The following is a 12251-nucleotide window of genomic DNA, read 5'->3' on the forward strand; positions in this document are numbered from 1 at the left end:
AAAATGAGGGCTATTTAATCTTAGAAAAACTGTGCGTTCTTCCGTGATAGAAACAACTCCTATACTTTCGATAAAAAATATCTTAAGTATAGGAGTGCTAGTCTTCCGCTCAATTATTGTTACCTGATAAAATCATGTAAACCTTGTATTACACCTTGGGAAAAAGATTGCCTGCTATCGTAGAGATAGCAAGAAACAAGGAGAACCAATAACAACATATTTAACCAATCATAATTTGGTTTACTCTTAATTTGATTTGTGAGTTGTTTTTCCATTGTGCGAAGTGATTTTAAGTTCAACAATATTACATATTGTGGGCAACGAGGTATACTGTACTTACGCCACCGGTAAGTATATGCGCCATACTCCAAACCCATGATCTTCCGATGAGTTCAGCAGCGTCACCTTTAGTACCACCATTAATATTTAATTCTTCATTCATGTCAAGTGACTGTAAGTTCATGTCACTTAATGCTTGGCTGTTCATGTTTTTCATAATACTTTCTCCTAAAAAATTGTTATTTAAAATCGTTAATACCTTTCTTAATCCCAGCCAAGAATCGGTCTCTGTTGTCATACAAATAGATTCCAAATCCGATTAACCAAGATTCAGGCGTTTGTCCACCATTTTCATTTTTCATGTCCTCGCCACTCAGTTCCTTAACTTCAAGCGTTGCTAAATCCAACTTTTTCATAGTAACTAGTTTAATTGTTTTTTATGCCTACTTTTTTCAGGGTGTTCGGCTTCCCCCTTAATTCTATTGAAATGTATCATATACTATTTTTTTGTTCCCGGGATTTCCTCATTTCAATAAGACTAAGGTATGTTTGGCCACTATATAAAAATTATAGTAAACAAAAAAGGTCAAATTTATTTTCACCTATTCCTCCATTTGTATGCACTAGTTCTGCTTTTGAAAGTGATACAATTGTTAGCTTTGCTATAATTTCAAATTGAGCAGTATAATAATAGCTTCCTGTTTGCCTAGAATAAGCAATAGGTGCCTCCATTAGGCGTAATTCTTCTATTATTTGGTAACATCTTATTTTAGAGATGCCTAAACGTTTGGCTAAAATTTCGGGAGTTCCTGTTCTTTGCTCATTAATCAATTTATGTAACAGGTTGATCCGATCTATATATTCAAATAACTTCATAATAGTTTCATTAGTGGTTAATCCAGGCTAAGGGCAAGGAATTGATGTACAAATTGGTTCAGGCTTTTCCGGGATATATTGATTTGTTTCTTGACTATATGTAATGCAATGCCGAGTGTGTTACTGATCTCAACAGAAGTAAATTTTGCTTTATATTTTAGGTCAAAGATTGCCACACGTTCTTCGGGCTGTGTCAATAACCATTTTGAAATCAATATTTTTATATCCTCAATACTCAAGGCTGCTTCAGCTTCCAAGATGGCGATAGCAAAATGATCGAGGGGCTCTTCAATCCGTTGTGATAACATTTTTTTATTGTAAAGAAGGAACACTTTATATTTTGCATTGACTGACAGGTAATGTTGCAGGTGTTCTATCTGAATTGCTGCTCTTCGTTCCCATAAATCATTGAAAATTTCCTTAGTAATCGCTATTGCAAGGATCGGATTCTGGACTCTTTTATAGGTTTTGTCATAAAGCTTCTTTTCCCACCTTTTGACAATCTCATTAAAAGCAGGTTCAATACCTTTTTTCAAAAGATTAAGAAGTTCTGCCTCTGTACAGGAATTATAGTTGATTATTGCTAAGCTATATTTGTTCATCTTCTTCGGTGCTTGGGTAGGTTATTGAATATTGATATTTGGCTAAAAATATTTTAGGTTAGAAATGCCCGCCATGCTGTTATGTGGACGATACAATTCGTTTCCCTTTGGATAATGTCGGATAGGAGATCAAAAAATGTCCCTGTCTTCCCAGGCTCTTTCTTAGAAAACAGGAATAGCTCCTCGTTGTCTAATTCATAGATTGCATTTCTGAGCATAGGGCTGATCTTTTTCCAGTCATCAATAAATGAAGCCAATGGGGGGTATATGGCATTATCCTGAACAGTTTGAACACCTGAGAAGAGTTCTGCTGCTGCTTGATTTTCATGAATTCCCAGCCAGTTAGCAATATCGTATCGGAGTTGAACCTGGCTTCCGACCATCCATGGAATTATATTTGATCCCTTTTTGAACAAATTAAGATCCCGCTCGGTAATTCCGGTTATAATTTTGGGAAAAAGATCGGTATGCACATCATAGCTTTCTAATAGTGTGCGCAGGCGAATGTCAATTTTCTTTTCCATAAGCAAAAATTGAGGTGTTTTATAGGCCATATTTGTTTTAATTGACTCATCTTTTAAGGCGATGAATAGTAATTTGATGGATAATTTGGGTATAATTTGCCTGTGTATAGCCAATAGCATGGCTAATACATCAACTAAATTGTTGTTGCAGTATAGATTTATCTGAATTTTTATTGGAGGAATTGAGCTTTTATATTTTGATAATAATTTTCTTGGTATACAACCACCAAATGGGTGCAAAAATAAGCAAGAGTATAAGTAGTGCTGGAATTAAGGACGCTAACTTTGGTGAGAAATAGGGCATGAAAAAATGAAGATTTGCATAGTTCCAAAGACTGACTTTAGTACCGGTATCTATTATTTCTATTTTATACAAAGCGGTGGGAACGATACCTGCAATTACATAAGCTGTAATAGGGTTTCTTCCAAATGCGACTATAGGTGAAATGAGTTTATTCCGCCCTTTAATATCAATCATCCAATAAGAGATTATTAAGAAAAAAATGGCAAAGCTTGCCGTGTATAAAACGTAGGTACTTGTCCATAAAGATTTATTTATGGGAAAGGAAGTATTCCAAATGATCGCTATCAAAAATAATATCAGGCTACATACGATAAATTTTCCTAATTCTTTTGTGCTTGCTAATTGGCTCTTTTTTAAATAGGTTCCGGCAAGTATGCCGATCAATGCGGTTGCAACTGCCGGTATTGTACTTAAAAGACCTTCCGGGTCAAGATTTTTTCCATCTTGCCAGAGGTGGTTTTCCGTAAAGACAGCTCTGTCCAGCCACGCCCCTAAAGTTGTGGACGGTTCTAAATTGGCGGGGCCAAATCCCGGAACAGGTACATAATTCAAAACAAAGTAGTACCCTATTAGTATAATGAAAATAATAAATAGTTGCATTCTTGCGGTTGTTTTCACATAAATGGCTGCACTTATTCCAAAAACCAATGCTATTCTTGGTAATACACCGGGGATGCGCATATGTGCCAATTCAAAATTAGATAATAAGTAAAGAAATATTCCAATCCCAATCAGTAGGCAGGATCTCCTGAAAATAGAAAATAAAAGAGCCGGGTGCATTTTGATATCCTTTTTTTTGTCTTCCATGGAGTAAACAATAGAAACGCCGATGATAAAAAGGAAAAAGGAAAAGATAAGGTCTGTAGGTGTACATCCATTCCATTCCGAATGTTTCAGTATTGGATACATACTGTCCCAGTTCCCCGGATTATTGACCAGAAGCATTGCAGCTACTGTTATACCCCGAAAAAAGTCCAGGGAAAGTAAACGCTGTTTGGCCTCTACTACCGACGTACCGGAAATAGATTGATGATCTTTTAATGCAATAGTTTCCATTGGCTTCGTTTTAATAGGACTTTGTATTATAGGTGTCATAGCACGATAAATTAAAAGATATCTGTGTTGAAGATCATTATTGTAAATTAATTTCGCGTTGTGGGTATTGGTACAGTAGTCTGATGTTGTTATAGGTTCCCTGGCTCAAATAACTTTTAATTTGACGTTCTTTCACCGCATGGGCCGTCATTACGGCAACGGCAGTACCCGTTCTAAGCAGGTCAAACCATCGTTGGTTTTCAAATGCAAATTCCATTCTGCGCTCTTGTAGTATAGCTTTCCTTACATCTGAAGAATTCGTATTGCTGAATTGAGGTAAACCCGCACGGGTGCGTACCTGGTTTAAATATTGCACAGCTTCTCCGGAATTACCCAGCTCATTTAAACACTCAGCTAACATAAGTAGCACGTTGGAGTATCTGTAAACTGGAAAGTTGTTCCCTGAAATCGCCCTTACTGCATGTGGGCTTGTATATTTTTTTACATAAGGAACCATTTTCCCTGTGGCATCAGATATGTAGTCTTCTCCAACAGAGACCGCTCTTCTTAGGTCACCCGGTTCATAGGCGTCCAAAAAATCCTGCGTTGGAATATTCCAACCGTTACCTGCATCATGGTCAATCGGGAATCCTGTGATCAATCCATCCGGAGAATCCCAAGGTACAAACCGGTCGGCTAAGATGCTGTTTAGGCTATTCGGGCCTTCCATATACTGAATCTCGAAAATAGATTCCGGTCCGTTCTTTTTCTTTGTGTCAAAATTATCGGCATAATTTGAATTCAGGCGGTAAACAGATGTAAGTAGTGGTCTAAGTTGCTGAACGGCCAAATCATATTTATGAAGGGTCAGGAATACATCTGCCAGTAATATCCTTGCTGCCCCTTTAGCTGCCCTTCCTTTTAAACTATCAGCATATACTTCCGGAAGTTTGTCAATTGCAAGGGACGCATCAGCAATGATCACAGTATACAGGTCTGCTGCCGGTTTTCTTTGATTGATTTTAATGGCTTGATCTTTACTGGTGACCTCTTCCAGTACCAGTGGTACATCACCAAACATCCGAACCAGGTTAAAATAGTAATAGGCACGTAAAAAACTGGCTTGTCCGGAAATCATATCTGTTGCTTTAATATCGTTCAGGACCGCTTTTGGTAAGCGGGTTAAAATAACGTTGCATCTGCCAATTCCTGTATAGTTGGACTGAAAGAACGAACGAACCTCGTCAGATAAGTTGATTTCTCTAAATTCATCTATTTCCTGGCGTAGGGTTCCTGAATTATCCTGATTGTTCAATTGATACGAAGTATTATCTGACCTCATTTCTCCCATCTCCCAGAATTGACCGTTAAACAAATCTTGTAACGGGGCATATGCACCATTGACGGCTTTGATGAATTGATCCTTGGTTTTAAAATAGTTGGCTCCGTTTTGATTGACTTCCGGTTCGACATTGAGATAATTTTTGCAACCGGAAAAGCCTAAGATAGTAATGAAGGTGATATAAATATATTTGCTCATGTCCTGATGATTATAGTGTTAAATTAATACCCATAGCGTATACGGCAGAAACCGGGTAACTGATAAAGTTGATGCCGGGTGATAAGGAATGATTGCCTGTTTCTGAATCCATGGCTACTTCCGGATTTCCACCTTTATATCCTGTTATTAACAGAGCATTCTGGGCACTGAGGTAGACTCTGAAGTTCCGGCTGAACTTGGTTTTGAAGCTATAGCCTATTGTAATGTCCTTAAAAGCAATATAGGAGTTAGATTTTACCCAATAGGATGGGTAAAGATCGCGTGCAAGATTAGTATTTGCATTGGTCGTTGGTAACAGTCCTGCCCCGGGGTTAGCCTCCGATCGCCAGCGATTGGCAACTTCTTGCTCCACGTTGAAAACTCCGTCTAAATTGGTGGTAAATTGTTTATAAAGATCGAACACGTGTCCGCCCTGGCTACCGGCCATCACGATGTTAAGATCAAAATTCTTATAGGATAGGTGATTGTTCAGCCCAAAGGTGAAATTAGGGTAGGGGCTACCAATGATCGTTTGGTCTTTCTCATCAATCACTCCATCACCGTTAATATCCTTGTATTTGATTGTTCCGGGTACCTGTCCGTCAAAATGAGGACTGGTATCGATTTCGTGCTGGTTATTGAAAATCCCGTCAAAAACATATCCATAAAACATACCCAATGGATGGCCTACTTCGGTAATACTGGTTGCGTTTTCAAATACGGGAGCGGCGGCTATCTTAAGCGTATTTCCTAAACTGAGTACTTTATTTCGATTGAAAGAAATGTTGAAAGAGGTTTCCCAGTTAAAGTCTTTTCGGTTCATGTTTTTGGTGGTCAACGTGAATTCAAAGCCTCTGTTCCTTACATTGCCTACATTAGTTAAAGTAGAATAGAAGCCGGAGGAAACGGGAAGTGAGATATCACTCAGCATGTCTTGGGTATATCTGTTATAATATTCTGCGACTAAATAAATACGGCCCTTTAGCATGGACAGATCCATGCCCATGTTTAGTTGGTGTGTTGTTTCCCAACCGAGGTTACTGTTGCCTAATTGACTTAAGCCGCTTCCGGGTGCAAGTACGTCTCCAAACACATAGTTGTTTTTGTCCACGGTTGGTATATAGGCATAGTTGCCGATGTTGTTATTCCCTGCAAGGCCGTAGCTTGCTGTAAATTTAAGCTGGTCTATCCATGTTGTTTTAGGGAAGAAGGATTCGTTGGAAATGCGCCACCCAGCGGACACTGAAGGGAATGTACCCCAGCGGTGGGTAGGTGCAAAGCGGGAAGAACCATCTCTGCGCAAGGACGCTGCCAGCAAGTATTTGTCTTCATAGGCATAATTCACGCGGCTAAAGAAGGACAATAATTTCCAGGCTTCCTTAGCAGCAGTTGCTGTAATGTTGGTCGCAGCATTAAGGGTAGGTACCACATCGTCAGGAAAACCTGTACCGAATGCAGACCTGCCGTTGCTCACTTCATTCTGAACAGAAAAGCCGCCTAAAATGGCCAGCGAGTGAGCACCCCATTTATGGTTATAGTTGACTGTATTTTCGCTTAACCAGTTCAGACTGTTATAGGCAGCGGTAGAACCGCTGGCTAACTGTGGAGGAGGAAAGCGGAAACCACCTACAAAAGAAGGTTTGAATGTATCTGTGTTACTATTGCCGTAATCTGCTCCGAAAGTAGTTTTTATATTGAAGTCATTTAGGAATTGCCAACTGGCATAAACGTTAGCCAGAGTACGAAACCCCGACTGCTTATTGATGGTGTTCATTACTGAATTCACCGGGTTATTGTTAATAAAAGTTCCGGCTGATCCAATTCTTGTATTATATGATCCATCCGGTAATCTTACAGGGGGAATAGGACTATCGAGCAGCGCTTGGGTTAATACTCCATTTTCAAAGTGTCCATCTGTTCCCTGAACATTTCTTGTGATATAAGAAGGGGCAAGGTTAAGGCCAATAACTACATTTTTTACGATGTCCGCTTCAATATTAGCACGTAAGGAATAGCGCTTAAAATCCGTATTCAGGATGTTACCTTGCTGGTTGAAATAACCGACAGTGAACAACGATCGTACTTTTGTTGTTCCATTAGCAACTGTTAAGCTATAATTCTGCATCAGTGCCGGCCTGGTTATTTCATTATACCAGTTGGTCCCTTTACCTAATGAGGAAGGATTCTTGTATTCTGCGGGTATTGTAGCTGGATCGAATACTGTCCCGTTAAATTTCGCCAGATCTTCGGCAGCCTCAACCCGAAATTGCGCGAATTGAGTGGCATCCATCATCTTTATTTTACTTTTTGCCAGGATGCTTTGGATTCCTGTAAATGTATTTAGGGTAATGGAAGATTGTCCTATTTTGGCTTTTTTGGTATTGATCAGGATGACACCATTTGCTCCACGTGATCCATAGATAGCTGTTGAAGCTGCATCCTTTAATACACTGATTGATTCTATATCGTCGGGATTAAGGTTGCTTATAGGATTGGAGTTCTGATCAAAAGAAGGCGTTATCGGGAAACCATCAATCACATACATAGGGTCATCACCGGCACCCGTTGAAGCAGAACCTCTAACACGAACGACAACACCGCCGCCTGGAGTACCAGTCACCTGATTAACACTGACCCCTGCTAACTGACCGGCCAGTTGCAGGTCTAAGCTTGCTTTTTTGATGCCGTTTATAGCAGACATCTTAACTGCGCCAACGGAACTGGTCAGATTTCGACGTTCTAAATTCCCATAGCCAACGACAACAACTTCATCCAATTCCTGGTTATCCTGTTCGAGGATAATGTTGATCAGCGCCCTGTTGGCAATGGTTTCTTCTATTGTTTTATAACCAATGTAGGAAATATCCAATAAGGCTTTTGGGTCGGCTGAAATTGTAAACATGCCGTCACGGTCTGTAATCGTTCCTCCGGAACTTCCCTTGATCCGAATGCTTACGCCGGGTAAAGGCTGGCCGCTTTCATCTTTCACAAGCCCTGTTACTTTAGCTGCATGGTTCGTGTTAGGGTCGGGGCTTGCTATTTTAATCCTACTCACTACAATGATTTTATCGAGAACCTTATAAGTAAATGGTTGATCTAGAAAACTCTTAGCCAATGTTTCTTCCAGCGATGCATTTTTCAGGTTGATGGTAACCGGATGTGCATTTGCGATATCTCTATACTTATAGAAAAATTGGTACCCGCTTTGGCTTTCGATTTCTTTAAATATTTGTGTGATGTCTGCCTTGTTTGCATTTATAGTGATCGTCTGGGAATAACTAACCATGCTCAATTGTAGGCAACAGAGTAGCAAAATAATTGTAAATTTCACTCTTGGGGTGGGTGTTAAAGCAGACTTATAGAATTTAATGAAGGAAGCGGTTAAATGCATAGGTTTCAGAATATAGATAGAAAGGGGATAGTTAAATGTTCTTAGTTTTCAGATGTTAGGATAATACGCTTGTTGATGACCTTATGATGGACGCCGCTCAATTCCAATACATTCAGGATTTCAGAAATTGAGGCTTTACGTGTTATTTTTCCGACAAACTCCTCTTCAACAGGTATCCTGCCCTTGTAGCTCACATCTACATCATACCATCTGGAGAGCTGCTTCATGATCTCCGCTAAACTCGTCCTGTTGAAGTAGAAGTAACCATTTTTCCAGGCAACAGCGTGTTCTGTGTCAGCAGCGTTTACGACTTTCATTTCGCCATGCTTACCGATGATACTTTGTTGCCCCGGCTTCAACCTGTCTATGCGATTCCTGTTGTTTACCTGTACCGCGCCTTCCAGCAAAGTGGTTTTTATGTTTGGTTCATCACTATAGGCTGTAATATTGAAATGCGTCCCCAAAACCCGCACTACGGTAGTGTTTACCAATACCTGAAATGGTTTAGCGGCGTTTTTTGCGACTTCAAAATAGGCTTCTCCCTTCAGTTCAACGTTGCGTTCTTGGGCAGTAAACAAGGCAGGGAATTTCAAAGAGGAGGAAGCATTTAACCAGACCTTTGTACCATCCGGCAGGATGATTTCATATTGTCCGCCACGCGGAGTAGTTACCGTGTGGGTAGCCAAAAGACTTTCCGGTTGTATAGGATTGTGTGCGTTTATTGGGTGGTGGGCATCATAGACCAATTGCCCCTGTTTCGTATTCGTGATCTTTAAACCTGTTTCTTGCAGAAGCATCTGATCCTTGTTTCCCTTTAAATGGAATGTTTCGCCATTACTCATGGTCAAGGTCGCTTTATTGGTTCCGGGAGTAATGCCTTGTTCGTAGGCGATACTGTTTACAGGCCCACTATTGGATAAAGGGTTTTTATTATAGAAATGGATACCCAAGCCTATAGTAATTAAAAGGACAGCTGCAACAGGGAGTTGGTATCTGAAGGAATGCTTCCTGATGATCGGCTCAATAGGTAAGCGGCTATCTAGATACTTCATTTCCTGTTCCAGCTCTTCATCGCTAAGATTGAATTCGGTTAATTTTCCGAATAGGAGCCAATCCTCTACAATTGCTTTTTCTTCAGCAGTACATTGTCCTGACTGATATTTTAAAAACAGTTCTTTCGCTTCGTTATGTTGCATACCTGATCAAATGATTAAGCTCATTTCAAGTACATGTAAACTTGCTCGGGCAAAAGGGTTAAATAAAAATGAAAATTTTTATGGATGGATAAATACGATTAAAAAAAGGAGGGACCCTAATCTTGTTTTTAGGATTTTTAATGCGTGCTGCATATGGCTTTTAACGGTCTGTTCAGAAATGTCTAACTCCGTTGCTATTTGTTTCCTGCTCAGGTTTGTTTTTCTGCTGAGCTCAAATACCTGTCGCATTTTAATGGGTAAGGCAGCGATCTCGCTTTCAATTAGAGCAGATAGTTCATTATGCCTGATCAGGTGATCAGTTGTTGCGTTAGCATTAAATTCCAGGTAGCTTAAAAAGCTGTCGATATAACGGTCTGTGACCTTTTTCCTTTTATAATGATTAAATATTTTATGCTTCAGTACCGTAAATAAAAAAGCCACCAGTTCAGATTGGACAACAATTTCTTTATGTTGTTCCCATATCATTAAAAATAATTCATGGGTAAGGTCATTAGCCTCTTCTTTGTTATCTGTTTTTTTGTAGGCAAACTGGTACAAAAGGACTTTATAACGGTGATAAATTATCGTATAAGCTTTCCTGTCACCTTTCTTCAATAGGTTTAATAGTTCGCTATCATTTAGCGTGGTATAGGAGTTCATGCCTGTAGTCAATAGTTGAATATGCTATTTTATTGCCCACTACAAATCCATGATCGCCTTTTAATAAGAAGCAATCGTACTTGAATGGAGCATGAGTATTTAGATGAACATCATCTAAGGATAGGCATCCAAATATCTGTAGCTCAATTATTGTTATCGGATAAAATCATGTAATCCTTGTAATACACCTTGGATGAAAGCTTGCCTGTCATCATAGAGAAAGCAAGAAGCCAGAAGTACAAAAAATAACATATTTACCCAATCAACATTAGGCTTGCTTTTAAATTGATTTGGTGTATTTGCTTTGATCATGATCTGTGATTTTAAACCTAATATTTATTATTCTTATAATGCGTTTCCATTTGGGAGGAATATGGACATTATTCAAGTATAGAAATAAAATAGGACTAATCAAATGATATTACGTCAATATCCATTTGATCATGGTATATTATTGTATAGTAGGGGTTTTATAGACTAGTCCAGCTTGTGTTTTTGATGAATATTAAGGCTTTTATTGGTCTCATAAATAGTTAAAAATATGTACTTTAATGCATTTCACTTTCAGTTTCTAAAAATGTTATCTTTGTTTAGTGGATTATCAACGCAGCAATGGTCATAGTGTAAGTAGATTAACGGCACATCTTGTGTGGGTTACTAAGTATCGTTTTCCAGTTCTAGAAGGCGATATCAAATTACGCTGTCGCAGTATTTTGCTTCAAATCTGTGAGGCAGAAGATATTCGAATTTTGAAAGGAGTTATGTCAAAAGATCATGTTCACATGCATATAGAATATCGTCCCAATCAAGATATAAGTACACTTGTTAAGTTGTTCAAAGGAAGAAGTTCAAGAAAACGATAAGTTGAATTTTCTGAATTAAAGCAGCGTTATTGGGGGCGTCATTTTTGGGCTATAGGATTTGGATGTTGGAGTACAGGTAATATCACAGATGAAATGTTGAATACCTATTTGGAGCATCATCGCAATCCCACTGATCAGGACCAAATTTTATCATTGAGTAGGTTGCATACGAATCGTGGACTTAAAATCCACAAACCAAACCTATGGACTTTAAGTCCATAATGGTTTAGTTTTAAGAAATAGGTAATGGATACCTTCAAATGTAGCATCTCCAGTTTTATCCTTAACTTTTACTAAACATGAAATTAGTATATCCAGTCAACGAGTAAAGAAAATAAAATAGTTTGAATTAAAATTCTCCAAGGATTTTAAAACTGTTATGCATGCTATTAATTTACGTATAGTTCTGGATATATTTGAATTATGTAAATTTTTAAAGTAAAAATGTAATAATGGTTTACTATTTTAAACTTATTTTTAAGTATAGAAACAGTTTAGCCTAATATAAATACCTACGAAAAATATAGACAAGTTGGTAATTAAAAAAATGAACTGCTTTTAAACTAAAACCATCGTAAAACCTACAAGCATGATAAAGTCAATTACTTTTCTTTACGGATTATTTGCTTACCTCGTATTTCTTGTTGCTTTTCTTTACGCAATAGTATTTGTTGGCAATTTTATTGTTCCAAAATCAATCGACTCTGGAACTGAAACAACCTTTACAGAATCACTTCTCGTCAATGTATTTTTGTTAAGTCTGTTTGCGCTCCAGCATAGCATAATGGCCAGACCTGTATTTAAAAAGTGGTGGACAAAACTTATAAATCCTGTAATTGAACGCAGTACATATGTATTACTTTCAAGCTTAGCATTACTATTAATATATTGGCAATGGCAACCCATGCGATCTGTAATCTGGAAAATTGAGAATGAAACTGTAACGATGGTTATAAATGGGATTTATCTCTTAGGGTGGGT

Annotated in this window: 10 protein-coding genes and 2 pseudogenes; 2 read left to right on the plus strand and 10 right to left on the minus strand. The window is 38.5% G+C overall.

What is annotated here, in order from left to right; all coding sequences use genetic code 11:
* Nucleotides 1–304: 304 nt before the first annotated feature.
* From BUB80_RS23670 to BUB80_RS15490, 10 genes are all read right to left on the minus strand, one after another.
* Nucleotides 305–577, minus strand: coding sequence for a hypothetical protein (locus BUB80_RS23670; RefSeq protein ID WP_175549619.1), 273 nt, complete (start codon nt 575–577; stop codon nt 305–307).
* Nucleotides 519–695 (minus strand): hypothetical protein, encoded by a 177-nt coding sequence (locus tag BUB80_RS23675; RefSeq protein WP_175549620.1) that lies wholly within the window; start codon nt 693–695, stop codon nt 519–521. Before BUB80_RS23675 ends, BUB80_RS23670 begins: the two co-directional genes overlap by 59 nt.
* Nucleotides 696–846: 151 nt before the next feature.
* On the minus strand, nt 847–1155 hold the full coding sequence (locus BUB80_RS15455) for a hypothetical protein (protein WP_073294482.1): 309 nt from the start codon (nt 1153–1155) through the stop codon (nt 847–849).
* Between the two features lie 17 nt (nt 1156–1172).
* Nucleotides 1173–1757, minus strand: coding sequence for an RNA polymerase sigma factor (locus tag BUB80_RS15460; RefSeq protein WP_073294485.1), 585 nt, complete (start codon nt 1755–1757; stop codon nt 1173–1175).
* A 53-nt stretch (nt 1758–1810) separates the two neighbouring features.
* Nucleotides 1811–2281 (minus strand): hypothetical protein, encoded by a 471-nt coding sequence (locus BUB80_RS15465; protein WP_073294510.1) that lies wholly within the window; start codon nt 2279–2281, stop codon nt 1811–1813.
* A 190-nt stretch (nt 2282–2471) separates the two neighbouring features.
* Nucleotides 2472–3641 carry an acyltransferase family protein gene (locus tag BUB80_RS15470; RefSeq protein ID WP_073294513.1) on the minus strand — a complete coding sequence of 390 codons (1170 nt, stop codon included), beginning with the start codon at nt 3639–3641 and terminating at the stop codon, nt 2472–2474.
* Between the two features lie 76 nt (nt 3642–3717).
* Nucleotides 3718–5160: a RagB/SusD family nutrient uptake outer membrane protein gene (locus BUB80_RS15475; protein ID WP_073294488.1), complete on the minus strand. Its 1443-nt coding sequence runs from the start codon at nt 5158–5160 to the stop codon at nt 3718–3720.
* Nucleotides 5161–5170: 10 nt separating this feature from the next.
* Nucleotides 5171–8551, minus strand: coding sequence for a TonB-dependent receptor (locus BUB80_RS15480; protein WP_083547190.1), 3381 nt, complete (start codon nt 8549–8551; stop codon nt 5171–5173).
* 41 nt (nt 8552–8592) lie between these two features.
* Complete coding sequence (locus tag BUB80_RS15485) at nt 8593–9747, minus strand: FecR family protein (protein WP_073294494.1); 1155 nt, start codon at nt 9745–9747, stop codon at nt 8593–8595.
* 78 nt (nt 9748–9825) lie between these two features.
* Nucleotides 9826–10407, minus strand: a complete 582-nt coding sequence (locus BUB80_RS15490; RefSeq protein WP_073294516.1) for an RNA polymerase sigma factor — start codon at nt 10405–10407, stop codon at nt 9826–9828.
* A 593-nt stretch (nt 10408–11000) separates the two neighbouring features.
* Between BUB80_RS15490 and tnpA the strand changes: the two are divergent.
* Together tnpA and BUB80_RS15500 are read left to right on the plus strand one after the other, a co-directional pair.
* Nucleotides 11001–11492, plus strand: a pseudogene (gene tnpA, locus BUB80_RS15495) (IS200/IS605 family transposase).
* 367 nt (nt 11493–11859) lie between these two features.
* Nucleotides 11860–12251, plus strand: a pseudogene (locus tag BUB80_RS15500) (methanethiol S-methyltransferase); the annotation flags it as partial.

This window comes from Chryseobacterium polytrichastri, from assembly GCF_900142445.1.
In the GTDB taxonomy this organism is placed as follows: Bacteria; Bacteroidota; Bacteroidia; order Flavobacteriales; family Weeksellaceae; genus Chryseobacterium; species Chryseobacterium polytrichastri.